General features: G+C 72.6%; 27 protein-coding genes and 1 riboswitch. Of the genes, 8 read left to right on the top strand and 19 right to left on the bottom strand.

From position 1 onward, the window contains the following. Positions 1–5 precede the first annotated feature (5 nt). Positions 6–1,496 carry a GTP cyclohydrolase II RibA gene (ribA, locus tag FMM08_RS19855; protein WP_147928105.1) on the bottom strand — a complete coding sequence of 497 codons (1,491 nt, stop codon included), beginning with the start codon at positions 1,494–1,496 and terminating at the stop codon, positions 6–8. Further along, complete coding sequence (locus FMM08_RS19860) at positions 1,496–2,620, bottom strand: TDT family transporter (protein ID WP_369431777.1); 1,125 nt, start codon at positions 2,618–2,620, stop codon at positions 1,496–1,498. Before FMM08_RS19860 ends, ribA begins: the two co-directional genes overlap by 1 nt. A 231-nt stretch (positions 2,621–2,851) precedes the next feature. Here FMM08_RS19860 and FMM08_RS19865 point away from each other — a divergent pair, with 231 nt between their 5' ends. Beyond that, a complete protein-coding gene (locus tag FMM08_RS19865; protein ID WP_147928106.1) occupies positions 2,852–3,814 on the top strand; it encodes a LysR family transcriptional regulator in 963 nt (320 codons plus the stop codon). Between the two features lie 7 nt (positions 3,815–3,821). Here the strand turns inward: FMM08_RS19865 and FMM08_RS19870 are convergent, their stop codons facing one another. From FMM08_RS19870 to FMM08_RS19895, 6 genes are all read right to left on the bottom strand, one after another. Further along, complete coding sequence (locus FMM08_RS19870) at positions 3,822–4,433, bottom strand: uracil-DNA glycosylase family protein (protein ID WP_187279886.1); 612 nt, start codon at positions 4,431–4,433, stop codon at positions 3,822–3,824. 404 nt (positions 4,434–4,837) lie between these two features. Continuing rightward, positions 4,838–5,659 (bottom strand): DUF305 domain-containing protein, encoded by an 822-nt coding sequence (locus FMM08_RS19875; RefSeq protein WP_147928108.1) that lies wholly within the window; start codon positions 5,657–5,659, stop codon positions 4,838–4,840. A 736-nt stretch (positions 5,660–6,395) separates the two neighbouring features. Beyond that, positions 6,396–6,776, bottom strand: coding sequence for a fluoride efflux transporter FluC (locus FMM08_RS19880; protein WP_147928109.1), 381 nt, complete (start codon positions 6,774–6,776; stop codon positions 6,396–6,398). Further along, on the bottom strand, positions 6,773–7,177 hold the full coding sequence (crcB, locus tag FMM08_RS19885) for a fluoride efflux transporter CrcB (protein ID WP_439653576.1): 405 nt from the start codon (positions 7,175–7,177) through the stop codon (positions 6,773–6,775). The genes FMM08_RS19880 and crcB overlap by 4 nt, the downstream gene beginning before the upstream one ends. A gap of 86 nt (positions 7,178–7,263) precedes the next feature. After that, positions 7,264–7,863, bottom strand: coding sequence for a universal stress protein (locus tag FMM08_RS19890; RefSeq protein WP_147928132.1), 600 nt, complete (start codon positions 7,861–7,863; stop codon positions 7,264–7,266). Positions 7,864–7,881: 18 nt separating this feature from the next. Continuing rightward, a riboswitch (Fluoride riboswitch) is annotated at positions 7,882–7,958 on the bottom strand. 103 nt (positions 7,959–8,061) lie between these two features. Further along, positions 8,062–9,111, bottom strand: a complete 1,050-nt coding sequence (locus tag FMM08_RS19895; protein WP_147928111.1) for a YeiH family protein — start codon at positions 9,109–9,111, stop codon at positions 8,062–8,064. A gap of 197 nt (positions 9,112–9,308) precedes the next feature. On the opposite strand from FMM08_RS19895, the gene FMM08_RS19900 reads away from it, so the two are divergent. Next, positions 9,309–10,259, top strand: coding sequence for a LysR family transcriptional regulator (locus FMM08_RS19900; RefSeq protein WP_147928112.1), 951 nt, complete (start codon positions 9,309–9,311; stop codon positions 10,257–10,259). Between the two features lie 162 nt (positions 10,260–10,421). On the opposite strand, the gene FMM08_RS19905 is transcribed toward FMM08_RS19900, so the two are convergent. From FMM08_RS19905 to FMM08_RS19915, 3 genes are all read right to left on the bottom strand, one after another. Continuing rightward, the gene (locus FMM08_RS19905) at positions 10,422–10,793 is read right to left on the bottom strand and encodes a hypothetical protein (RefSeq protein WP_147928113.1); all 372 of its coding nucleotides are present in this window, start codon (positions 10,791–10,793) and stop codon (positions 10,422–10,424) included. Between the two features lie 70 nt (positions 10,794–10,863). Beyond that, positions 10,864–11,394: a GNAT family N-acetyltransferase gene (locus tag FMM08_RS19910; RefSeq protein WP_139713883.1), complete on the bottom strand. Its 531-nt coding sequence runs from the start codon at positions 11,392–11,394 to the stop codon at positions 10,864–10,866. Positions 11,395–11,440: 46 nt separating this feature from the next. Further along, positions 11,441–11,818 carry an ArsR/SmtB family transcription factor gene (locus FMM08_RS19915; protein WP_139713882.1) on the bottom strand — a complete coding sequence of 126 codons (378 nt, stop codon included), beginning with the start codon at positions 11,816–11,818 and terminating at the stop codon, positions 11,441–11,443. A gap of 122 nt (positions 11,819–11,940) precedes the next feature. Between FMM08_RS19915 and arsM the strand changes: the two genes are divergently transcribed. The 5 genes from arsM (at position 11,941) to FMM08_RS19940 (ending at position 15,511) form a co-directional block, all read left to right on the top strand. After that, positions 11,941–12,729, top strand: coding sequence for an arsenite methyltransferase (gene arsM / locus FMM08_RS19920; RefSeq protein WP_139713881.1), 789 nt, complete (start codon positions 11,941–11,943; stop codon positions 12,727–12,729). A gap of 34 nt (positions 12,730–12,763) precedes the next feature. Beyond that, a complete protein-coding gene (gene arsB, locus FMM08_RS19925; RefSeq protein WP_147928114.1) occupies positions 12,764–13,912 on the top strand; it encodes an ACR3 family arsenite efflux transporter in 1,149 nt (382 codons plus the stop codon). Beyond that, positions 13,909–14,616: an arsenate reductase ArsC gene (locus FMM08_RS19930; RefSeq protein ID WP_139713879.1), complete on the top strand. Its 708-nt coding sequence runs from the start codon at positions 13,909–13,911 to the stop codon at positions 14,614–14,616. Before arsB ends, FMM08_RS19930 begins: the two co-directional genes overlap by 4 nt. A gap of 122 nt (positions 14,617–14,738) precedes the next feature. Next, positions 14,739–15,092, top strand: a complete 354-nt coding sequence (locus FMM08_RS19935) for an arsenate reductase ArsC (RefSeq protein ID WP_139713931.1) — start codon at positions 14,739–14,741, stop codon at positions 15,090–15,092. Then, positions 15,089–15,511: an arsenate-mycothiol transferase ArsC gene (locus FMM08_RS19940; RefSeq protein WP_139713878.1), complete on the top strand. Its 423-nt coding sequence runs from the start codon at positions 15,089–15,091 to the stop codon at positions 15,509–15,511. Before FMM08_RS19935 ends, FMM08_RS19940 begins: the two co-directional genes overlap by 4 nt. A 181-nt stretch (positions 15,512–15,692) precedes the next feature. On the opposite strand, the gene FMM08_RS19945 is transcribed toward FMM08_RS19940, so the two are convergent. The 4 genes from FMM08_RS19945 to FMM08_RS19960 form a co-directional block, all read right to left on the bottom strand. After that, the gene (locus FMM08_RS19945; RefSeq protein ID WP_139713877.1) at positions 15,693–16,607 is read right to left on the bottom strand and encodes a sulfite exporter TauE/SafE family protein; all 915 of its coding nucleotides are present in this window, start codon (positions 16,605–16,607) and stop codon (positions 15,693–15,695) included. Between the two features lie 64 nt (positions 16,608–16,671). Further along, complete coding sequence (locus FMM08_RS19950) at positions 16,672–17,058, bottom strand: rhodanese-like domain-containing protein (RefSeq protein WP_139713875.1); 387 nt, start codon at positions 17,056–17,058, stop codon at positions 16,672–16,674. After that, positions 17,055–17,912 carry a GntR family transcriptional regulator gene (locus FMM08_RS19955; RefSeq protein WP_139713873.1) on the bottom strand — a complete coding sequence of 286 codons (858 nt, stop codon included), beginning with the start codon at positions 17,910–17,912 and terminating at the stop codon, positions 17,055–17,057. The genes FMM08_RS19950 and FMM08_RS19955 overlap by 4 nt, the downstream gene beginning before the upstream one ends. Continuing rightward, a complete protein-coding gene (locus tag FMM08_RS19960; RefSeq protein WP_139713871.1) occupies positions 17,909–18,493 on the bottom strand; it encodes a rhodanese-like domain-containing protein in 585 nt (194 codons plus the stop codon). The genes FMM08_RS19955 and FMM08_RS19960 overlap by 4 nt, the downstream gene beginning before the upstream one ends. Positions 18,494–18,655: 162 nt before the next feature. Here FMM08_RS19960 and FMM08_RS19965 point away from each other — a divergent pair, with 162 nt between their 5' ends. Next, positions 18,656–20,083 (top strand): MBL fold metallo-hydrolase, encoded by a 1,428-nt coding sequence (locus FMM08_RS19965; protein ID WP_147928115.1) that lies wholly within the window; start codon positions 18,656–18,658, stop codon positions 20,081–20,083. Between the two features lie 214 nt (positions 20,084–20,297). Here FMM08_RS19965 and FMM08_RS19970 read toward each other — a convergent pair whose 3' ends face one another. The 4 genes from FMM08_RS19970 to FMM08_RS19985 form a co-directional block, all read right to left on the bottom strand. Continuing rightward, the gene (locus FMM08_RS19970) at positions 20,298–20,654 is read right to left on the bottom strand and encodes an ATP-binding protein (RefSeq protein ID WP_139713930.1); all 357 of its coding nucleotides are present in this window, start codon (positions 20,652–20,654) and stop codon (positions 20,298–20,300) included. A 477-nt stretch (positions 20,655–21,131) separates the two neighbouring features. Then, positions 21,132–22,016: an oxygenase MpaB family protein gene (locus FMM08_RS19975; RefSeq protein WP_147928116.1), complete on the bottom strand. Its 885-nt coding sequence runs from the start codon at positions 22,014–22,016 to the stop codon at positions 21,132–21,134. After that, positions 22,013–23,140 (bottom strand): hypothetical protein, encoded by a 1,128-nt coding sequence (locus FMM08_RS19980; RefSeq protein WP_147928117.1) that lies wholly within the window; start codon positions 23,138–23,140, stop codon positions 22,013–22,015. The genes FMM08_RS19975 and FMM08_RS19980 overlap by 4 nt, the downstream gene beginning before the upstream one ends. Before the next feature lie 102 nt (positions 23,141–23,242). Continuing rightward, on the bottom strand, positions 23,243–23,803 hold the full coding sequence (locus FMM08_RS19985; protein WP_139713863.1) for a hypothetical protein: 561 nt from the start codon (positions 23,801–23,803) through the stop codon (positions 23,243–23,245). Positions 23,804–24,018 lie beyond the last annotated feature (215 nt).

Genomic DNA, 24,018 nt, shown 5'->3' on the forward strand with positions numbered 1-24,018 from the left:
CACGGCTACGAAGTACCGGAGGCGCTGGACGCTCTGGCCGCAGCCAGGTCGAGCTCGACAGCGACGTCCTCCCCGAGCACGAACCGCCGTGAAGGGGCCCGCAGCGCGTCGGCCATCAGGTCGGCGCCGTCGAAGCGCAGACCCGGGACGCCGTCGCCCACCAGGACCGGCGCGGTGGTGATCCAGAGCCGGTCCAGCGCACCGGCGGCTAGGAACGCCGAGACCGTGGTGGCTCCCCCCTCGACCAGCACGCGGCCGAAGCCGCGGTCGTGCAGGGCGCGCAGGACCGTGGTGACGACCCGGGAGCGCTCCAGCGCTCCCGCCGGGACGACGGAAGGGACGTCGATCCCGACCACCTGCACGTGACTGCGTCCGGCCACCCCCTGGGCCGCGGCCTCGGCGCGCTCGGAGCTGGTGCACCACAGCACCGGCGCTGCGCCGTCGGTGAAGACCCGGGCGCCCAGGGGCGCACGGGCCCGCGGGTCCAGGACCACCCGCACCGGGTGGGGCCCGGGACACGCGCGGACGGTCAGCTGGGGGTCGTCGGCGACGACGGTGCTGACCCCCACCACGACGGCGTCCACCAGGGCGCGCAACCGGTGCAGGTGCTCGCGGTCCTGCGCTCCTGAGACGTAGTGGGCGTCGCCCGTGCGCGCCGCGGTGAAGCCGTCCAGGCTCTGCGCGACCTGGGCGATGACCAGCGCCCTGCCGGTCGCCAGCGGTGAGTACCGCTCCAGCAGCACCGACGCCGCTGCGTCGGTGTCGGCGTGCGCGTCAGGCAGGTCGTCCGCCAGGTCGTCCGCGCCGCTGTGGGAGCTGGCGGCGAGCAGCGCCTCCCAGGCGCGCTCACCTGACCACCGCGGGCCGACCGGGGGCAGGTGCCCCATCCGCTGGACCTTGGTCTGGCGGTAGCGGGCGCTGTCGGTCCTGACGGGCACCGGCACACCGACCACCTGCTCGACCTCGACCCCGCCCGCGCGCAGCGCTGCGGCCTTGTCGGGGTTGGAGGTCATCAGCCGGACCCGCCGCAGCCCCAGGTGCCTCAGCACGGCGGCTGCTGCGGCGTAGTCGCGGGCGTCGACGGGCAGGCCCAGGGAGGTGTTCGCATCGACGGTGTCGGCGCCGGCGTCCTGCAGCGCGTAGGCGCTGAGCTTGGCCATCAGCCCGATGCCCCTCCCCTCCTGCCCGCGCAGGTAGACCACGACCCCGCGGCCCTCGGCGGCGATGGCCCGCTGCGCGGCCAGGAGCTGGTCGCCGCAGTCGCAGCGCCACGACCCCAGCGCGTCACCGGTCAGGCATTCAGAGTGCACCCGCACCAGCGGGGCGGCGGCGTCGTCAGCGAGGAGCGCCTCAGGGGTGCCCAGCACCAGGGCCACGTGCTCCTCACCGCGTCCGTCGCGGAACCCGTGGACGGCGAAGACCCCGTGGGCGGTGGGCAGCTGGGTCGTGGCGACGTGTTGCACCTGGCCGCCGCCCTGGACCGGTACTTCGATCATCAACGAAGGGTAGTCGGACGGGCAGCGGCGGCCGTGGCCAGGAGCTGTCCGCTCCAGACCCCGCGGGCGGTGCGCACCGCGACCACGGCCCAGGCCAGCAGCAGACCGACGTAGAACACCACTGCGGCCACGACCAGCAGGTCCGAGCCGGTGTGAGCGGCCAGGCCCGAGGTCCCGGTGACCACGGTGCCGACGGGGAAGGTGAAGGACCACCACGTCAGGGAGAACGGCATCCCGGCCCGGACGGTGCGCATGGTGATGGCGACCGCCAGGGCCGCCCACATCAGGGCGAAGCCCCACACCGGCACCCCGAAGACCACCCCGAGGGCCTGCAGCGCCGGTCCATAGGGAGCGGGGAGGTCGTTGGCGGCCTGGGTGCCGAGGTTGTTGGCGGCTGTGATCGACTGCCCCAGCGGACCGAGGACGATCCACAGGGTGGGCACCGCGGCAGCAGCACCGACCTTGTGGTGCAGCAGCCGGTTCCAGATCTGGGTGATGACCACCAGCGACGCCAGCAGCGTCAGACCGAACATGGCGTAGCAGGCCACGAGCATGCTCGAGCGCCACTGCCCCACGGGCAGGTGGGCCACCAGCAGCGCTCCCGTGGCCGCCGAGACCATCGGCGGCACCACCGGCATCAGCCAGCCGCCGAACGCCGAGGCCGGCTCGACCCGGTGGCGGGTGAAGGCCTGGTAGGGGACGGCCACCGCGGTCCACAGACCCAGCGCGGTCCCCGCGGTCCACAGCGCCGCTGAGGTCCACACCGCGGCGGTGGTGCCCAGCAGCGGGGTGGCGACCAGCAGCGCCCCGGCCCCGACGGTCATCAGGGCCATGGCAGGGGCGCCGTAGAAGTGCGACATGATCGGGTGCGCCAGCCAGCCGCGGGCGGTGTCCGGGTGGCGCACCCAGTGCACGACGGTCGCGGCGGACACGAGCAGGAGCAGCGCCGTGGCCAGGCACCACACGACCTCGGCGAAGACGCCCTGGCCCGGGACGCGCACCGGCAGCGTCGCGGCGGCGTTGGCGACGATGCCGGTCCCCATGACCGAGGCGTACCAGTTCGGCCCGATGGCGGCGAAGGCCAGCCGACGGTCCTCCAGGGCGTGCAGGAAACCCCGCTCCAGTCGGCTCCCCCGGCTCTGCGTCCGGTCCGCGGCGGAGGGGACGGCGGAGGGGACGGTGGAAGGGACGGTGGAGGGGACGGTGGAGGGGGCAGGAGCACTCGGTCGCGGGGCCCAGGTCGTCGCGTGCAGCGTCTTCACCCCTCGAGGGTGGTCCCCCGGCCAGGGCACCGGTAGGGACCGAGTGGCTGTGGGGTCACAGGCAGAAGCTGTGACGACCACTACTGTGGCGTTGTGACGCTGAGCGCCCGTCTCCCCGATCTGCGCACATTGGAGCTCTTCTGCGAGGTCCTCGCCGGAGGCAGCATCGGCGCCGCGGCGCGCGCGCAGGACATCACCCAGCAGTCCGCCTCAGCACGGCTGCGAGCCCTGGAGGTGCAGGTGGGTGCGGTGCTGCTGGTCCGCGGTCCGCGCGGTGCCGCCCCCACCCCAGCCGGGGTCGTCTTGGTGGAGTGGGCCCAGCGCCTGCTGGAGGTGGCCGGGCAGGTCGACACGGCCCTGGGAGCCTTGCGGGAGCAGGGGCGCAGCGAGCTGTCGATCACGGCGAGCATGACGGTGGCCGAGCACCTGGTGCCGGGCTGGCTGGTGGCGCTGCGCTCTCGTCAGCTGCGGGCCGCCCATGCGCCGACCGCGGTCTCCCTGCGGGCCACGAACACCGCCGCGGTGGTGGCCGCCGTGCGCGAGGGAACTGCCCAGATCGGCTTCACCGAGGGCAGCCAGCCCCCGGTGGGACTGTCCTGGCGGGCGGTCGGGCAGGACGAGCTGGTCGCCGTCGTGGGCCCCGGTCACCCGTGGGCGCGCCGTCGTGGTCCGGTGCAGGTCCGCGACCTGGTCGCAGCCCCCCTGGTGTGCCGGGAGGTCGGTTCCGGGACCCGGCAGGTGCTGGATGAGGCGCTGGCCGCAGCCGGACACGCCCCGGTGGTGCCCCTGCTGGAGCTGACCACCGCGACCGCCGTTCGCGAGGCGGTGCGGGCGGGGGCGGCGGCCGCCGTCCTGTCGCGCCTGGCCGTCGCCTCCGATGTCGCGGCCGGGGCGCTGGTGGCTCGCCAGGTGGCGGGTGTGGACCTGAGCCGCACCCTGCGGGCGGTGTGGGCGAGCGGACAGCATCCCCCGGCCGGTCCGGCGCGAGACCTCGTCGCCCTCGCCGCGGCCAGGAGGTCCACCCCCGGGAGCGCGCGCGAGCCCCGCCTCCGGTGACCGGCGGTCAGCTGCGGGCGCTGGTACCGGCCTCACAGCGGGGAGCGGATGGGCGGTCCGCCAGGGCCCCGAGGACGAGTGGACTGCGCACCAGGCCAGCGGCGCAGGTCAGTGCCCTGTCGATGCGCTCCAGCGCCTCCTGACGAGCCCGGGTGTTCCGCTGGGAGGGGTGGGGCACCGCCAGCGCCGGGAGCAGGACCGGCGGGTCCGCCTGGGTCGAGGCCGTCGCCAGCACGGCCGCTGCGGTGCCGCCGAAGGTGATGACCACCTGCAGCCGCGGCAGGTGTGCCAGCACCTGGCGCAACCGGGAGGCAGCTCGGGCCAGGTCGGGGGCGCGGTGCGGCGTGGTGGAGGCCCACGGCACCGCGTTCCACTTCACGCAGGCGCTGCGCGGCAGGCCCGCAGCCAGACGCCGGCTCCGCAGGAGCCGGTTCGTGGCATCGGCGTTGTCCTCTGAACACAGGTGCGAGCCCGCCGAGGAGGTGGTCGAGGGGGCCGGTGACTCCAGCAGCAGCAACACCGAGGCGGTGGTGCCGCCGTCGGCCGGGTCGAACCACGGGACCACTCGCTCCGGTTCCTCCTGCCTCCAGGTCTGCACCAGGGCGTTCAGCTCAGCCACGTGCGCCTCGAGCACACGGGCCCGTCGCTCCTCCGCCCAGGCAGTCGACTGCGGGCCCGTCATACCTACTCCTCCCTCGCCAGTCAACATCGGCACGCGCTACCTCGGGTCGTCGCAGCCGAGTGCTGCGACGACCCGAGGTGCGGGCGTGCTCATCTTCCCTTCGACGGCGACGGTCTCCCAAGGGCCGCCTTCGGCCCACAGCTCTGGTCACCACCGCCACCCACGCGGGTATGAGGCTCTTCGGAGCGTCGAGGTGGGTCAGGCGTAGCCGTGACGACGATCTAACGAGCGGGCGGCGCGCAGGGCCAAGACCCTGCTTGAGGTTCGTCGACAAGGCGGCTATGAGGTGATCTCCCAACCGCATCTCACTGCCGTCTCTCAGCAGCGTGCCCAGCTCCGCCCTACAGAGACTCCAGGAGCTGTCCCATCTCGGCGATCTCCGCGGTCTGGGAGGTCACGATCGCCCCGGCCAGCTCGATGGCCTGGGGGTTGGACCCCTCGGCCTGCTCGGTCTTGGCCATGTCGACAGCGCCCTGATGGTGCACGGCCATCTGCTCCAGGAAGAGCTTGTCGAACTCCGCGCCAGAGGCCCCCTCCAACGCGGCCATGTCCTGCTCGCTCATGCCCATGGAACCCATGGAACCCATCGAGCCCATCGAGCCCATCGAGCCCATCGAGCCCATCGAGCCCATCGAGCCCATCGAGCCCATGTCCATCGACCCGCCCATGGAGCTGCGGTCCATCGAGCCCATCTGCCCGCCGCCGGAGCCAGCCGTCGTCGGCGCGCCCCAGGCCTGCAACCACCCCGTCATCGAGGAGATCTCAGGGGTCTGGGTGGCCTGGATGCGCGAGGCGAGGTCACGCACCGCGGGGTCCCCGGCGCGGTCGGGCGCGAGCACCGCCATCGCCACCGCGCCCTGGTGGTGGACGATCATCTGCTGGGCGAACGTGATGTCGGCGTCGTTGTGCACTGCGGAGACCGCCGAGGAGGCCGAGGCCACGGCAGCCGGGTCAGGCGTGACCGCGGCCGAGCTCATCGGCGTCTGAGAGGCGGACGCGCTCGAACCGGGTGTGGCCGAGGACATCGAGGCCATGTCGTGTCCGCCGCCGGAGCAGGCGGCCAGGACCACCGCCAGGGCGACGACGCCGCCGCCGGCGCCCAGGGCTCGCAGGGCGGAGGTGCGGGCGAGGTGGTGACGCAGGTCGCAACTCGTGCGAGGCATGACTCTCCTAGATGTGGGTGTGCGGATCACAGGGGCGGGGTGAGCCCGCTCCTAGACCCGGATCACGCACAGGGAGAGACCCAGCAGTTGGCCCTGAGGCGGGCCCCGGCGCTGGCGCCACCCGCCCGCTGCCGCACCACTGGGCAGTGAAAGCAGGGCCACCAGGACGACGGCGACCAGTACGGCCGCCCCGAGCGCAATCGCGGCGTTCACCTGGGGCGCGAAGAGGTCGCACGCGACGGCGTGCGCGTGAGTGTCGGGACCGTGATCGGTGCCGCCTGCTGGGTGTGCTGGCGCTGCCGCCGAGGGCTCCGACCCGGGACCGGTCCAGATCGCGGTGGGCCTCGCTCCCATCCACAGCGCAGCTGCCCACAGGAGATGGCTGGGGACGGGTGGGGAGGCCTGCACCTCGGTCATCGCTGCAGGTGTCGGGTCAGGTGTCGCGGCGTGAGCGCTCGAAGAGCCCACCCCGTCTGAAGTGCCCACCAACGGCGTGTGCATGGACAGGAGACCGACCAGAACGACCACGACCAGCAGCAGGAGCGCCCCGCGCAGAGACCGGCGGCGCTTCGCCGACCCTCCCTGCTGATCCCGCATGGGACGACAATACCCCTGGGGGGTATTAGTCGCGCTCCTCCCAACCGACGCCGTGCTGCTGGACCAGGTCGACCTCGAGCCGGTTCTCACCACCGAGGTGCAGCCGCGACGGACCACCACGAGCCGGACCGGGCACGGCTCACACCGCCGCCACCAGGGACAGTCCCGCAGCCGCCGCCAGCAGCGTCCCTGACACCATCACCGCCAGATGGACCCCCGCCGCGCGCCACCGACCCTGCCTCGCCAGGCGCACCGTCTCGAAGGAGGCGGTGGAGAACGTGGTGTACCCACCCAGGAAGCCCGTCCCCACGATCAGCGCCGCCGCGCTCGGCGCGCCGCCGACGGTGACCAGTCCCACGACCACCCCCAGGGCGAAGGACCCCGTGACGTTGATCAGGGTGGTGGCCCACGGCAGCACCGACCCACCGCGACGGTCCACGAACGCGGTGAACGCGCCGTCGGCGACGAACCGCGCAGCAGCGCCCAGCCCACCGGCCAGCGCTGCGAGGAGCTCGGTCACACCGACCGCCTCCGGCGCAGCCCAGCTGCGGCCACACCGGCCAGGGTGGCCACCGCTCCCAGCATCAGCGTGGCGGCCACGTAGGCCAGCGCCAGGCCGAGCTGGCCGGCGCGCAGCAGCTCGTCGGTGTCCACGGCGAAGGAGCTGTAGGTGGTGAACGCCCCGCAGAACCCCGTGCCCGCCCACAGCCGCGCCAACCGGCGGCGTCCCTGATCGGGCCCGGCATCGGACAGGCCCTGCAGCAGCAGTCCCAGCACGAAGGCGCCGACGACGTTGACCACGAAGGTGGCCAGGGGGAACCCCGCCGGCGCCGGGCTCAGGTGGGTCACCCCGATGCGGGCGGCGGCCCCCAGGACTCCTCCGGAGGCGACCCACAGGATGAGTCGTGGCTGCAGGTGCAGCGGCCGCCGGGAGGTCCGTTCAGCTTCGGTGACCTCCGAGTCGGGATCGACCGGCTGGGGCTGGGACTGTGGGCTGCTGGGCGGGGTCACCGCCGCACCGCCCTCTCGTGCGCAAGGCCGTCACCGTGGGGCACCACGAGCACCGGGCGGTGCTGGCGGTGGGCCAGGTGGACCGCGACCGAACCGCTGAAGACCTCACCCACCGATCCTCGCCAGCCCCCCGCACCGGCACCTACCACGATCACTCGCGCGTCGACGCGCTCGGCCGCCGCCGCGAGCTCGCGGACCGGGTCGCCCGTGACGTGCACCGTGGTGACAGGCACGCCACCGGCGGCCGCTTGGACGAGGTCGTCCAGGTCAGCGCATTCCCGGCTGCCGTCCTCGCCCTCACCCCCGTCCTCACTCCCGTCCTCGCTGGCAGCGGCATCGCCACCGCTGTCGGGGTCGATGGGAAACCAGTGCTCCTGGCCGTCGGGGCCGCTGCGGCGGTAGTGGGTGGTGTCCACGTGCACCGCGAGCAGTGAGCCGCCGAGGTCACGGGCCAGGGCTGCAGCTTCGTGCAGCACCCGCGCAAGTTGGCCGGGAAGGACGCCGACGACCACGGTGGGCCGTGAGTCGCGGTGATCTCGGTGGTCACGGTGGTCGGTCGAGGGCCGGGTCGGTGGTTGGATCGGTGATGAAGACATGGTCCTCCTGCCCACGTCCAGCGGACAGGAACCATCAGCCGAGTGGCGGTTCGGGCTGGTGCACAGCCCCGGCGGGATCCATCGCCGCAAGGAGCGTACTGCCGCCCGGTGCACGCTCGCCCGCGAGACCTGAGGACCCCCGTCCCGAGCATCCACACGACTCATCGCCATCTCCTGGGTGTTTGCCCACAGCGGTGCTCAGCTGCCGAGCAGGCGCACCCCCGTGTAGGCCACCCCCGCCACCAGCACCCACGAGCTCAGGCCCAGCACCAGCGCCCGGCCCCCGGTGCGCCGCAGCACCGCCACGTGGATGCCCGTGCCCAGCCCCACCAGCGCCGCCACCAGCAGCACCTCCTGCACGGTCTTGGCCGCCGACAGCACCCCCGCCGGTACCCACCCGGTGCTGGTCAGCGCGATCGCGGCGAGGAACCCGACCACGAACAGCGGCACCAGCGGAGGTCGCCGGCCCGCGACCGCGGTGCCTGAGGCCGCAGCGCGGCGGCTGCGGGCCAGAGCGACCCCGGCCACCAGCGGCGCCAGCAGCACCACCCGGCTGAGCTTGACCACCACCGCCGCCGTCAGCGCCCCCGGCACCCGGGAGGCGGTGGCCACCGTCTGACCGACGTCATGGACGCTGGCACCCACCCAGGACCCGAATGCCGCCGGGTCCAGCCCCAGCGGCCCGCGCAGCAGCGGGAGCAACACGATCGCCAGGCTCCCGCAAAGGGTCACCAGCGCGATCGCGACCGCGGTGTCGTCCTCATCGCCGTCGGCGACGTCCTTCATTGCCGCCACCGCCGAGGCACCGCAGATGGAGAACCCGGTCGCCACCAGCAGGGCCCGTGCGGGCGGGACCCCCAGCCAGCGGCCGATCAAGCGGGTACCGGTGAAGGTGACCGCCACCGTGATCACCACCACCGCCAGTCCGCTCAGGCCCAGGGCCGCCAGCTGCGGCAGGGCCAGCTGCAGGCCCAGCAGCACTACCGCGATCCGCAGGAGGCGCCGGGCGGCGAACGCCGTCCCCGGGCGCAGCGCCGCGCCGTGCAGGCCGGCGTTGGCCAGCATCGCACCCAGCACCACCGCCGCAGTCGAAGCGTTGAGCCCCGGCAGCAGGTGGGCGGCAGCGAAGGAGAGCGCCGTGGCGCCCGCCACCACGGCGAGCCCGGGCAGCAGGTCGCGCTGCGCCGGCAGCCGGGCCAGCAACCCGGCGCGGGTGCTCGTCGTGCTGCTGCCTGGTCCTGCGGTCATCATGCTGGTGCGGCTCCCGTGTCATCGCTGTCGTCTGCACCACTGCTGTCAGCTCCGCCGCCGTCGCCGCGACCGCGGTTCGCGCCCGGCTCAGGGCTGGTGGTGACGACGAGCACCGTGGTGCGCCTCCCCCAGCGTGGTCGTGCGCCCGCTGCGCCAGTAGGGGTCTTCTCCTGCTGAGCTCATCAGCGGCGCTGATGGGTGGGGCTCCGGACGGCTACCGTGAGCCGGTGGCGCTGGAACGGGTCCCCGACCTGGACTCCCTGCAGCTGCTGCTGAGGGTGGCAGCCACCGGCAGCCTGGGGCGCGCCGCGGGCGAGCACGGCATCAGCCAGCCCGCGGTCTCAGCGCGCATCCGCACCATGGAGCGGCTCATCGGGGTGCCGCTAATCGTCCGCGGCCCCCGGGGATCCACCCTCACCCCGGCCGGGGAGCTGGTGGCGGGCTGGGCGCAGCAGGTGCTCGCAGCCGCACAGGCGCTGGACGCGGGCGCCAGCTCACTGCGCGGGGAAGGCGCCAGCCGGCTGCGGGTGGCCGCCAGCATGACCGTGGCCGAGCACCTGCTGCCCGGGTGGCTGGTGCGCCTGGCCCAGCAGCGCCCCCAGACGCAGGTGAGCCTGCGGGCGATGAACTCCGTGGAGGTCGCTGCCGCGGTGCTCACCGGGGAGGCTGAGCTGGGGTTCGTCGAAGGCCCCGACCTCCCCGCGGGACTGAACGCGCGCGTGGTGGCCCGTGACTGGCTGGTCGTCGTCGTCGCCCCTGCACACGCATGGGCGCGGCGCCGCTCACCGGTGAGCGCAGCCGAGCTGGCTACGACGCGGCTGGTGCAGCGCGAGCCCACCTCCGGCACCCGCGCCGCCCTCGAGACCGCGCTGCACGCAGCCCTGGGTGAGCCGGTCAGTGCGGTGCCGCTGCTGGAGCTGTCGACCGCCAGCGCGATCCGCGCGGCCGTGGCCAGCGGCGCCGGTCCGGCGGTGCTAAGCGAGCAAGCCGTGCGCGACGACGTGGTTGCTGGTCGTCTCGTCGAGGTCGAGGTCGGTGGTGTGGACCTGACCCGGGTGCTGAGGGCGGTGTGGCCGCACGGGCAGCGCCTGAGCGGTCCCGCTCAAGAGCTGCTGGCCCTTGCTGGTGGAGCACCACGGACGTGAGCGACCGCGACATCGCCGAGAAGGCGTCGGCCCAATCCGGTGAGCCATCCCACCTGCGACGGCTGGCGGCGTCGGCCGGTGAAGCGGCCCGAGGGCCTCACGTCGTCCGGTGACCGGTCGTCAGCGAGACGACGGACCGATTCCTGCCCCCCTCACAGCCGCTCACGCCTCAAGCCGCTCAGCTGCGCCCACCCACTGGATGAGGCGTCGCTCGGCGCCCAGGCCGTCAGCCCAGCCGACGTCAAGGACTTCTCCACGACCGGTGGGGTCCCACAGGTCGTCCCAAAAGACGATCTCCGCCAAGACGGGTGGCGGAGGGGTCGGCGCGAAGAGGCTGACGTGCAGTTGCAGGTTGTAGCGCCTGCCGAGGATGGGACCGCCGTCGAACTCGCGATACAGCACCACCACGTCCCGCTCACCGAAGGCACCGCACGCCACGAGTTCGGGTGCGCTGGGGTCACGGCTGCCCTCCTCTTCAGCGATCTGACGGAGTGCGAGCAGGAACTCCTGACGGTAGCCGTGACCTTCCCTCACGCCACTGAGTGTGGATCACCACTCATCAGACGTGCAGGCGTTCGGAGAGCGGTCCCTGGGTGCAACAGGCTTAGAGCGAGGCGCTACGGCGCTCGAGCAGCACCACGTCTCGCCACTGCCCCACCATCGGGCCGTGGCTCATCCGCCCGAGCCGCTGGCGCACCCCAACGGTGCGGAAGCCGGCGGCGGCGTGCAGCGCCAAGCTGGCGGTGTTCTCCGGGAAGACGCCCGACTGGATCGTCCAGACGCCGGCGGCCTCGGTGGAGGCGACCAGCGCGTCCAGCAGCAGCCGGCCCACTCCGCGGCACTGCGCGTCTGGGGCGACGTAGACGGAGTGCTCCACCACCCCGGCGTAGACGCAGCGGTCCGAGACCGCCACGACGGCTGCCCATCCCAGCACTCGCCCTGCGGCGTCGACGGCGACGAGGCGGTGCTCGGGCGCCTTGGCGGCGTCGAGGTCCTCCCACCTCGGCGGGGACGCCTCGAAGGTGGCATGGCCGGTGGCGATGCCGGAGGCGTAGATCTCGTGGACAGCCGACCAGTCCTGCGCGGTCATCGGCCGGACGGCCACATCACTGCCACCGACGTCGGTGCCGCCCATCGCCAGGTTCCCCTTCCGCCGCGTTCGCCCCGGTCCCTCGGGCTGATCAGCAGGTGGTCAGGACCCCGGCCAGGGAGTCAAGGGCGCCGGGGACCAAGGCGTAGTAGGCCCACACACCCCGCTTGTCCCGGGTCAGCAGCCCCGCCTCCACCAGCACCTTCAGGTGGTGGCTGACGGTGGGCTGGGTCAGGCCGAGCGGCTCGGTCAGGTCACACACGCAGGCCTCGCCGCCCTCGTGGGCAGCGACCAGGCTGAGCAGTCGCAGCCGCGCGGGGTCGGCCAGGGCCTTGAGTGTGCGGGCCAGGACGACGGCGTCCTCGGCCCCGAGGGGCTCGCGCGCCAGCGGAGCACAGCAGGCAACGCCTGCTGTCGCGCCCTCGCTCGACGAGCGCGCGGACGGGGCGATCTGCACAGCGGTGGCCATCGCTGGAGTCTGTCACCAGACATTCACTTCTGTCGATATTGACGATCGTCCATGTCCGTGGCAGGGTCGGCATCGATGATCGTCGATGCCACCTTTGCGGGGGCCTGCCCAGGAGGACGGACATGACCACCACGACGCACCACAGCGACGACGCCGACCTGCGCGAGCAGGTCCGCGCCCGCTACGCCGACGCCGCCCGCGCCGCCTCGGAGCCCAACGGGGCCAGCTGCTGCGCTCCGAGTCCCGCTGCCGCCATTGAGGTCGATGACCGCTTCGGCGCAGCCCTCTACGACTCCGCCTCCACCACCGACCTGCCCGCAGCGGCGGTGCTGGCCTCCCTGGGCTGCGGCAACCCCACCGCGGTCGCCGACCTGCACCCCGGCGAGCGCGTGCTGGACTTGGGCTCCGGCGGCGGCATCGACGTCCTGCTCTCCGCGCGGCGCGTCGGGCCCACCGGCTTCGCCTACGGCGTGGACATGACAGGCGAGATGCTCGACCTGGCCCGCACCAATGCCACCGCCGCTGGCGTCAGCAACGTCGAGTTCCGCGAGGGCACCATCGAGGCGCTGCCCTTCGATGACGCCAGCATCGACGTCGTCATCTCCAACTGCGTGGTCAACCTGTCCACCGACAAGCCCGCCGTCCTCGCCGAGACCTACCGCGTGCTCGCCCCCGGCGGACGGGTCGGGATCTCCGACGTCGTGGCCGAGGACGATGTCACCCCCGACCAGCGTGCCGAGCGCGGCTCCTACGTCGGCTGCATCGCTGGAGCCCTGTCCCGCGGTGAGTACCTCGAGGGACTGGCAGCGGCCGGGTTCACCGACGCCAGCGTGGACTTCACCCACGAGGTCGCCCCCGGCCTGCACGGCGCGATCGTCAAGGCCACCAAGCCCACCGCCCAGACCAGCTGACCCCTCAGCCAACGAAGTACGAGGACCCCACCCGATGAGCGATGTTGTCTCCGAGCGTCCCGCCGCTGGGCCCCAGGCCCCGGTGCTCGCTCGCCTGTCCACCCTGGACCGCTTCCTGCCGGTCTGGATCATCGCCGCGATGGTCCTCGGTCTGGCCCTTGGCCGGCTGGTCCCCGGTTTGGACGACGCCTTGTCCGCCGTCGAGGTCGGCTCGGTCAGCCTGCCGATCGCCCTCGGCCTGCTGATCATGATGTACCCCGTGCTGGCGAAGGTCCGCTACACCCAGCTCGGCAGGGTCACCGGCGACCGCAAGCTCCTCATCGCCTCCCTGGTCCTCAACTGGGTCCTCGGCCCGGCGCTGATGTTCGCCCTGGCCTGGCTGCTCCTGCCCGACCAGCCCGAGTTCCGCACCGGCCTGGTCATCGTCGGCCTGGCCCGCTGCATCGCCATGGTCCTCATCTGGAACGACCTGGCCTGCGGCGACCGGGAGGCCGCCGCGGTACTGGTGGCCATCAACTCCGTCTTCCAGATCCTCGCCTTCGCCGCCCTGGGCTGGTTCTACCTGCAGGTGCTGCCCGCCTGGCTCGGTCTGCCCACCACGAGTGCGGACTTCTCCGTGGTCGCCATCGTCGTGAGCGTGCTGGTCTTCCTCGGCATCCCGCTCGTCGCCGGCTTCCTGACCCGCACCCTGGGCGAACGCGCCAAGGGACGGGACTGGTGCGAGCAGCGCTTCCTGCCCAAGCTCGGCCCCTGGGCCCTCTACGGGCTGCTCTTCACGATCGTGCTGCTCTTCGCCCTGCAGGGAGATGCGATCACCTCCGCCCCCGGTGACGTGGCGCGGATCGCGCTGCCGCTGCTGGCCTACTTCGTCCTCATGTTCGGCGGCAGCTTCCTCCTCGGCCGCCTCATCGGGCTGGACTACGCCCGCACCACCACGCTGTCCTTCACCGCCGCGGGCAACAACTTCGAACTCGCCATCGCCGTGGCCATCGGCACCTTCGGGGTCACCTCCGGCCAGGCCCTGGCCGGCGTCGTCGGCCCCCTCATCGAGGTCCCGGTGCTGGTCGCGCTGGTCTACGTCGCCCTGTGGGCCGGGCGCCGCTTCTTCCCCGACGACCCCACCGTCCCTGCCCCTCGCATCGCTGCCTCGACTGCCTCGACGACTTCTGGGAGCACCCGATGAGCACCGACCAGGCCACCGTTCCCGTCTCGACCGCGACGGGGCTGATCGACCCCCGCGCGGTGCTGGACCGCCACGTCGATGACCTCACCACCCGCTTCGCCGGCGTGGTCAGCCGCGAGACCATCGAGCGCATCGTCTTCGAGTCCTACACCGCCCTCGGGCGCACCGCGAAGGTCAAGACTCACGTGCCGGTGCTGGCCTGCCGCTTCGCCACCGAGCGCCTGACCGCCCTTGCCCAGGCCAAGGGCACCTGGGCCAAGGACGTACCCGAGGTCCTGTTCGTCTGCGTCCAGAACGCCGGCCGCTCCCAGATCGCCGCGGCCTACCTGGCCCACCTGGCCAAGGGACGTGTCCACGTCCGCTCGGCGGGGTCCCTGCCCGCCGCCCAGGTCGACCCCGTCGTGCTGCAGGCTCTCGCCGAGGTCGGCCTCGGACCCGCCGCTGGTGCTGGGGCTGCCAGCACCGACCCCGAGGAGCTGGCCTTCCCCAAGCCGCTGACCGACGACGTGGTCCAGGCCGCCGACGTGGTCATCACCATGGGCTGCGGGGACGCCTGCCCGATCTACCCCGGCAAGCGCTACCTGGACTGGGACGTCGCCGACCCCGCCGGCCAGGGCCTGGCCGTGGTGCGCGCCATCCGCGACGCCATCGCCCGGCGCGTGAGCGCACTGGTCGAGGAGATCGCGCCGACCGCGGCCCGCTGAGCCGCCCCACCTTGCTGACCCACCACTAACCAGGAGTTCCCGTGTCCGACCCCACCACCGCGCCCACCACTGACCGCCCGAGCGTGATCTTCGTGTGCGTGCACAACGCCGGCCGCTCCCAGATGGCCGCTGGCTACATGAGCGCCCTGTCCGGCGGCGCCGTCGAGGTTCGCTCGGCCGGTTCCATGCCCGCCGACCAGATCAATCCCGTCGCCGTCGCCGCGATGGCAGAGGTCGGCATCGACATCACCGCCGAGGTGCCCAAGGTCCTGACCACCGAAGCGGTTGAGGCTTCCGACGCGGTCATCACCATGGGCTGTGGAGACGCCTGCCCGATCTTCCCGGGCAAGCGGTATGAGGATTGGGCCCTGGCTGACCCCGCCGGGCAGGGCATCGAGGCGGTGCGCCCGATCCGCGATGAGATCCGCGGCCGCGTCGAGGCGCTGCTGGCCGAGCTGCTGCCGGCTCGCGCATGAGCACCACCGACACGCCGCGCGTGCTCTTCGTGTGCGTCCGCAACGGCGGCAAGTCTCAGATGGCAGCCGGCTTGATGCGCCACGCCGCCGAGAAGCGGGGCCTGGATCTGCAGGTCTCCTCGGCCGGCACCCAGGCCGGCGACAAGCTCAACGCCCAGTCGGTGGCGAGCCTGGCCGAGGTCGGCGTCGACATCTCTACTGAGCGCATCCACCAGCTCACTGACGACGACGTGCGCGCGGCTGACCTCGTCGTCGTGCTCGGGAAGGAAGCCCACGTCGAGCCCGTCGACGGGACCCCGGTGGAGGTGTGGGAGACCGATGAGCCCTCCACCCGCGGTGTCGAGGGGACGGAGCGGATGCGCCTGATCCGCGACGACATCGCCGCCCGCGTCGAGGAGCTCGTCGACCGCCTCGGCTGAGTCACCTCGACGGACGACGGCTCAGGTCAGTGTCCGGAGAGCGATCCCATCTGCGACAGACGGCGGCCATGAGCGGCAGGGCATCGCGACGCGCACCGGGGCGGGCGGTGAGCGGTCCCCGTACGACACACCCTCAGGTTTCGAAGGTGAGGCGGGGTTCGACCTCAAGAGCAGGCCGGGATCAGGCGAGGACGCTCGTGGACTGCAGCAGGATGTAGACCGCGACGAGCCCCAGCAGTCCAGCGAAGGACAGGCTGGCAGCGCGAGGAGAAAGCCGCGCCGCCAGCGGCCGACCCGCGAACGAGGCCGCCACCGCTCCCACGGTGAAGGGCACGATGACCGCCCAGTCGAAGTGCGCGGTGCCGGCACGCGCTAGCAGGGACACACCCGAGTTCAGCGCGATGACCACCAGCGAGGTGCCCACCGCCACCGGCATCGACAGCCCCAGCACCAGCACCAGCGCGGGCACGATGACGAAGCCCCCACCCACACCCAGGAACCCCGTCAGCAGACCGACCACCAGCCCCGCGAAGGCGACCGGAACCGCCCTGCGGCGCCGGGCCGTGAGCGGTTGACGGGCAGGTGTGCGAGGCGGCGCTGCTGGTGCGCGCACGGCCACCGCACCTCCAGCGCCTTCTGCGCCGACAGCGCCGTCAGCTACGAGCCCGCCTCCCGCGGTACTCACCCGGCCAGCCGGGGCCAGCAGCCGAACAACAGCTGGGGACGCGGGGCGCTTCAGAGTCCGGTGAACCATCGCCGCCGCCGAAGCCAGCATCACCACCGCGAAGCTGACCAGCACCACCGCCGCGGGCGCTCGGTGGTTCAGCGCCGCTCCCGCCACGGTGGCGGGTACACCGACACCGACGAAGACCAGCGCTGTCCCCCAGCGCACCGCCCCGGCACGGGCGTGGGTCAGGCTGCTGGTGGCTGCGGCGACCCCGACGATGACCAGGCTCGCGGTGGTGGCCTCAGCGGCGGGCATGCCTAGCAGGTACACCAGCGCGGGCACCGTCAGGATCGCCCCGCCTCCTCCCAGCACCCCCAGGACCAGACCGACGGCCACCCCCAGGGCGACGGCGATCAGCGCAGCGGTCATCGGTCTGTCCTTCGGTCTGGTGAGGCGTCGAGAGGGTGTGGCGGGGCGGTCGCAGGTGAGTGGCTCAGGCGACGGTGCCGGGGGCGCCGCTATCGGTGCGGACGGGCAGCCCGGCGTCCTGCCAGGCCTGCATGCCGCCGTCGAGGTTGCGCACGGCCACCCCGGCCGCGGCGAGGCGGTCGGCGGCCTGCGCCGCGCGCTTGCCCGAGCGGCACACCACGACGACGTCGGCGCCGTCGGGGACCTGCGCTGGGCGCTGCCCGGCGGTGATGGCCCCCAGCGGCACGTGGACGGCGTCGGGGGCGTGACCGGCCTTCCACTCCTCGTCCTCGCGGACGTCGACGAGCAGGGCACCGCCAGCGACGAGGTCTGCGGCGGTGCGGGCGGACACGCTCGGCTGAGGAGCGGGGAGCTGCTGCGCGGAACTGGCGGGGCTCGTAGGGCTGGTCATGAGAGGGCCTCTCGCAGGGTGGGGGCGTGGTGGTGGGCGGGGTTGGCGGCCGGGCCGTCAGGACGCCCAGGACGCTCGGCGTCGAACTGGAACTGGTAGCCGGAGCTGGGCGCGAAGTGGGCGCTGACGCTGAACCTGTCCGCGCGCACCAGGGACCGGCGGTGCTCCACGGGGGTGCCCTCCGAGCACCCCAGGCGCTCGACCAGGAACGCCGCGCTGCCGGGGGCGACGCCGAGCAGCGCGGCCTCGGCCGGGGTGGTGACGACGGCGTGCAGGTGCTCGGCGCCGCCGCGCACGTGGATGCCGCAGTGGCGGGCCAGCTCGTCGTACAGGGCGGTCTCGGTGAAGTCCGCCTGCAGCAGCGCCCGTGTGCGCGCCGCCGGCAGCCAAGCCTCGTCCAGGGCCAGGGGGACGTCGTCGGCCAGGCGCACCCGCCGCAGGTGCACCAGCTCGGCGTCGGCGGGCAGCCCGAGGGCGGCGCTGGCGCCCCCGTCGGTGACGACGTCGAGGGCCAGGACCCGGCTGCGCTGGGTCATGCCGGTGGCGCGCACCGAGGCGAACAGGCTGTACAGCGCCCCCAGCGGCTGGGTGATGCCGACCGCGCGGGAGGTGCGTCCGCGCTGGGCGGTGAGGGCGCCGGCCTCGCGCAGGGGCCGCAGCGCCTGGCGCACGGTCTGGCGGGAGACGCCGTACTCCTCGGCCAGGGCGTTCTCACCGGGCACGCCGTCGGCGAAGGCTCCGGCGTCCAGGCGGCGGCGCACGTCGGCCTGGACCTGGGCCCACACCGGGGTGCCGCTTCCCCGCTCGGGCAGGACCGCGTCGGCGGGACCGGGTGTCGTGGGCGCCGCGTTCATGAGCGGGGCGCGCGAGGCCGGTTGAAGGGCAGCCGCCTCAGCGCCGCGCCCATCGCGCAGGTGTTGCTCAGCGCGGCGAAGGTCAAACCTGCGCCGATACCACCAGCCACGAAGCGGGCCTTGGGCTTCCAGATACTGGCGAGGATGCTGGTGGCCACGATGCTCCCCGCCACCAGGCGGACCTGGCGCTCCATGCCCCAGCCGGCCTCGGAGGCGGGGGTGGACCAGCCAATCGAGGGGACCGCCTGCGAGGTGCCGGCGCCCTGGACGGCGCTGGAGGCTGCCTCCAGCCCGCCGTCCAGGACCTTCAGCGAGCTCGCTCCGGAGGTGGCCAGGGCGTCGGCCGCGCGCTGGGCGCGGGCGCCGGAGCGGCAGACCAGGACGACGTCGCGCTGGGCCAACTCCAGCTCGAGGTCGGCCAGGGCCTGCTCGATCCGGTCCAAGGGAGTGTTGTGGGCGCCGGGCAGGCTGCCGGCGGCGAACTCGGCCTCGCTGCGCACATCCAGCACGAGGTGGTCGGAGAGGGCGTCGGTGTTCAGGTGGGCGGGGTGCAGCCGGGTGGCCGGGGTGCGAGTGCTCATCGGAGCGGATCCCTTCGTCGGTGTGCGACCAGTGGTCGGTGCGGATCGGAGCGAGGAGCGGAATGGAATGTACGCACCTTGCGCTGGAAGTAAATGTACGTACAGGATGGGGGCTGCGCAAGCAGCTGCCCGATCCGCTGACCGGAACCACAGGAGGAACCCGTGCTGCTCGAGAGGCTCTACGACGAGGACCTGGCCCAGGCGAGCTACTTCATCGGCTGCCAGAAGACCGGTGAGGCCGTCGTGGTCGACCCCCGCCGCGACATCGCCGACTACCTGGCGCTGGCCGACAAGCACGGCATGCGCATCACCGCCGTGACCGAGACCCACATCCACGGCGACTACCTGTCCGGCACCCGCGAGCTGGCCGCCGCCACCGGCGCCACCGCCCACGTCTCCGGCGAGGGCGGCGCGGACTGGCAGTACGGCTTCGCCGCCGAGCGCCTGCACGACGGCGACCAGCTGCGCGTCGGCAACCTCGTCCTGCAGGCCCGCCACACCCCCGGGCACACCCCCGAGCACCTCGTCTTCACCCTCACCGACGGCGCCTTCACCGACGCCCCCGGCTACCTGCTCTCCGGTGACCTCGTCTTCGCCGGGGACCTGGGGCGCCCGGACCTGCTCGACGAGGCCGCCGGCGGCCTCGACACCCGCTACCAGGGCGCCAAGGACCTCTTCGCCAGCCTCAAGCGCGTCTTCCTGACCCTTCCTGACCACGTCCAGGTCCACCCCGCCCACGGCTCGGGCTCCGCGTGCGGCAAGGCGCTCGGCGCGGTGGCCTCCACCACCGTCGGCTACGAGCGCCTGTACGCCTGGTGGGCTCGCTACCTGGCTGAGGACGACGAGGCCGGCTTCGTCGCCGAGCTGCTGGAGGGCCAGCCCGACGCCCACGCCTACTTCGCCCGCATGAAGCGCGAGAACCGCCAGGGTCCCGTCGTGCTGGGCCCGCTGCCGGCGCTGGAGCGCGTCGAGGGCGAGGCGCTGCGCGCCCGCCTGGACGCCGACGAGGCGGTCCTGCTCGACGCCCGCGACGCCGCCGCCGTGCGCGCCGGCTCACCGGCCGGCGCCCTGCACGTCCCGGGCGCCGCGAAGGCCGCCAGCTACGTCGCCTGGGTCTACGACCCCGAGACCGAGCACCGCCCGCTGGTGGCCCTGGCTGCCGACGCCGAGGCCGCCGAGGAGCTGCGCGCCCACTTTGTGCGCGTCGGGGTGGACGCCCTGACCGGCTACACCACCACCCTGGACGGGCTCGACCTCGCACCCGCAGAGACCGTCAGCCCCGCTGCCCTGGAGGACTTCGTCGCCGCCACCGGCGCCGCCGTCGTCGACGTCCGCAACCGCACCGAGCACGCCGCCGGCCACGTGCCCGGCTCCACACAGCTGTCTGGTGGGCGGGCGCTGTGGCACACCGACCAGCTGCCCGACCCCGCCTCGGGCACCCCGGTGGTCACCTACTGCCAGTCCGGGATGCGCAACGCCGTCGTGGCCAGCGCCCTGCGCCGCGCCGGGCACCGCGTGGTCCAGCTGGAGGGCAGCTACGCCGGGTGGAGCGCGTGGCAGCAGCAGCCGGCGGACGCTGGCGCCCGCTGATCGTGAGGGCTTCACCGACCGGCCAGATGGTCGGTCGGTGAGGCCCTAAGTCATATTCGGCCGCGCGGAAGAGTGGTCGAGGCAGGCTTCAGGGCGGCTCGGACAGTGATCCCTACGGCGGCGAAAATAGCCGGCGGCCGGTAAAGCGCCCCAAGAACCTCCCGGCCTCCGGTGCACGGTTGCGCAAGGCCCCATCCCCCAAGCAGCGGCTCCTTCAGCAGGATCCTGCAGGACCCAGCTGGAACCAGACGGCCTTGCCAGCCTGACCCGGCTCCACACCCCACGCCGAGGACAGCAGGTCCACCAACCGCATCCCCCGACCGCTGACGGCATCGTCATCCGCATCGCGCACCACCGGCGCACCCGGAGCAGCGTCACTGACACGCACGTGCAACCCCGCCGACCCGCGGCACTCGATCTCGGTGGTGATCGGTGGGCTGCCGTGGCGCACCGCGTTGCTGACCAGCTCACTGATCAGCAGCCGCGCGTCATCCAGCACCGAGGCAGCGTGGGTGCGGCAGTGCGCCTGCTCTACGAAGGCCCGTGAGCGGGCAGCTGCCACCGCATCCATCGGCAGGGTCAAGGACGCGGTGGGGGTCGCAGCGCACACAGGTGCGGTCTGCCCTGAACAGCACCGGCCATGTGCTGTGCAGTGCTCCGTCCCACCTGCTGGGACTGCCGATGCCCTCAGATGTCGGCCGAGTTCACGGTCGGCACCGGGGGCGAGCGTGGGTCAGGGATCAGCGGGATGCGCCCCGAGGGTGTCTACTGGGAGCGCAGTGAGACAGCCGCTGTCACGGTGGGTGGTGTCAAGACAGGGCTTCGCTCATCGCTGCAGGTGACAGGGCGCCGATCAGCTGAACGGCGCCCATGGGTCTCGCAACGCTGTGGTGATCCTCCGCGCCTCTACGCAGAGGGCTGAGCCGCTGCTCGGCCAACGAGTCCGGCCAGCGATCCCTTCTGCGACGGTCGGCGATCACCTCTGTTGAGGGCGTACCGCTCAGGACCTCACGACTTGGCGCGCTACCGGTGCTCGTTGACCGACGGGTCAGTCGAGGGACCGCTGCGCATCCTCAGCGTCGTCGGGGCCGAGCTGCTCGAGGCGGTAACCCCCGGGGTAGACCACCTGGGGTCCGCCAGGGGTGAACTGCGGTGCGGTGCTGGCGAGCACACCCGTGCGCGAGTGGGTGCGCAGCGCGAGGAAGACGGCTGACCTCGTCAGCGCACTCGGTCGGTCAAGACCCAGAGCGGTCCGCGCGGGCTCGGTGGTGAGCGCGGCGATGGCCTGACCGGTGAAGGGACGCAGGACCGCGGGCATCGTGGACAGCGCCGCTCGCCAGGTGGCCGCGAGCAGCTGCTGGCCGGCGGGGGAGCGACGCAGGTTGGCCAGCTCGTACGCGTCGAAGGTGGCGGCGAAGGTGGCGAAGTCGGCCGGGACGTCCTGCACGCCCATGCGCGTGCCGAGCTCGCGGTAGAAGTCGACGGTGGCCTGGCGCTCGTCCTCGCTGAGGGGGCGGTGGGAGACCTGGTCGATGAGGCGCAGGCTGAGGACGACGAAGGTCCCCAGGACCCACAGGTGGTCCTCGTTCCTGATCTTCCACCTCAGGTGCATCGCTCGCAGGCGGGCCACGACGTGCTCCCCGGTCTCGCTGTCGAACCCGGCGTGGATGAGCTCGTAGATGAACAGGCCGGTGTCGGTGGCCCGCTTCAGGGGGGTGTGGGCGACGTGGCCGGTCTGCACCAGCAGGCCTGCGACCCTGGGGGAGGCGTAGGTGCGCAGGTAGGCCAGGCGGTGGCCGATGCTGAACTCCACCGGGTAGTGCTCTTGGACGAGGGCGCGGTAGGTGGCCTGTGCGTGCTGCAGCCGCTCGCTGGTCAGGCACCCCGGTGCCCCCTCTGGCGGGTCGACCTGACCCGAACCTTCGGCGTTCATCGCTTCTCCCCGTGTGCGGCAACCAGACGGCGCTGGATCTGGCTCCCTCGCAGCAGGTGCTCCACCAGCGCCCGGTGCGTTGTGGGAGCCGTGGGCTGGGTGCGCCGGCCGCGTACGGCCCGCTGGCCCGCGCGCCAGCGCTGCAGGCCCAGGTGCAAGCAGCACTGGTCTGCGTAGGCCATGACATCGAGTGCAGACAGGCCCAGGGTCTCAGCCTCGTTGAGGAACGCCTCTACCTCGTCCTGGGTGACGAGTCCGTACAGCCGCCAGTGGGCCTCCCTGATCTCGCCGAACAGCAGCAGCTCCTGCAGCTTGGCCTGCTCGGGGCTACGGGGTGCCTCACGGATGCCCGGGGTGAAGGGGCTGTGGTCTGCCAGCACCTCGCGCAGGTCCTGCCAGTGCGGCAGGAGCACGTCGACGCGCCTCCTGCGCTCTCGGTCGCCTCGCCATCGCCCCCAGGCACTGGCGAGGGGAGCCCAGGCCGCGCCGGCGGCGACGAAGAGTGTGGCCAGGCCCATCGAGCCGGCGGTCATGGCGTTGTAGAGGTCGGCGGAGATCGCGCCGCCCAGACCGATCGACCACAGCGCTGAGGTGATCGCCGCGGTGCCCAGGCAGACCAGCGCCCAGGCGGCGGTGGCCGCGATGAGGAGCAGGCTGACGCCGACCGCGGTGCGAGCGATGGGCAGGCCCCTGCTCAGGCAGTGGCGCAGGAGGCTGATCTCTGCCCACCCGAGGAAGGTCACCAGCACTCCAGCGTGAGCGGCGGTCTGCCAGCCGTCGTTGAAGAAGTCCGGCCCGTAGAGCGCGCTCGTACCGTGGGGGCCGGGAGGGTCGAGCACCCATGGCAGCGCCAACAGCATCAAGGCGGCGACGCCGATCATGAGCTGCCGACGGCGCCGTCGCTCGGACCGGCCGAGTCCCGCGGCCAGGACGTCCAGAACACAGATGCCGACGATGAGGAAGGCCGCGTGGTACGCGGTGGACATCAGGGGGGCACCGAGGGCTGCGGTGACCGCGTCGCGGACGCCGGGGTGATGGAAGGTGGTGCCCACTCCCACGGCAGCCAGGCCGACGCGCATGCTCAGTGCGCCGCTTGCTCCTGAGCTGCGGCGGATGGTGGCCACCGAGGCGCACGCCAGCAGCAGCGGCGCCCCCAGGAACAGGACGTCGAGCAGGACGCCACTCAGCTGGGCGTTCATACCGCCTGGGGGTCGGCGGCCGCGGTGTCAGCCATCGCCGCGGGTCCTGCCGCCGAGGATGTCCTCGAAGCGTCCGATGACACGCCGCTGTGTGGGGGTGACCGCCTTGCGCGTCACCCACCGCTGCTCCTCGTTGATCTGCTCGGTGATGCGACTCACCAGCAGGGCCGCGAAGGTCTCGGCCTCTCGTTCGTTCTGATCCGAGCAGTCGCTGCGACAGGCGTAGTCCAGCCACGGGTGCTCAGAGAAGTGAGAGAGCTCGGTGCTGCTCTCGTGCTTGCGGCGGACCGCGGGCCCGGGCGGGAGCAGGTGGTCGGCCAGGATGTGCCCCACCTCGTGACACGTCACCAGAAGCGACCAGGTGTCGTCCCCGTCGGGATGTTGCACGCGAAAGGCGTCGCCGAGGTGCTCGGTGCATCCCGAGACCGTCAGGCCCATAGAGGGTGGGGGGGCAGAGATGACCCGCTTGCCTGTCATCTGCGCGACGGACTCCAGCAGCCCCGGGACTGTGAAGGGCTGGGGCAGCTTGACGGAGGCTGCAAGGGCGCGGCAGCGCCGCTCGGTGGCCTCATCACCCGTCAGACTCACGCTCCACCCCTCCCCAGAGAGTCGCTCCCCACGCACTTGAGTCGCCCACACTAGATCGCCTCTTCGACGTCCACCTTGTGGGCTCTTGATCCTCTGACCAGCCAATACAGAGAGTGAAAGAATCCTGGTGGGGTGCCCGGGGTCATCACGCAGCGCAGTGGCAGCGCCGCCGGCAGCGCAAGCGCGGTCCGCTCGAGCGAACGGCGCGTCAGGTG

The sequence above is a fragment of the Quadrisphaera setariae genome (genome assembly GCF_008041935.1).
In the GTDB taxonomy this organism is placed as follows: domain Bacteria; phylum Actinomycetota; class Actinomycetes; order Actinomycetales; family Quadrisphaeraceae; genus Quadrisphaera; species Quadrisphaera setariae.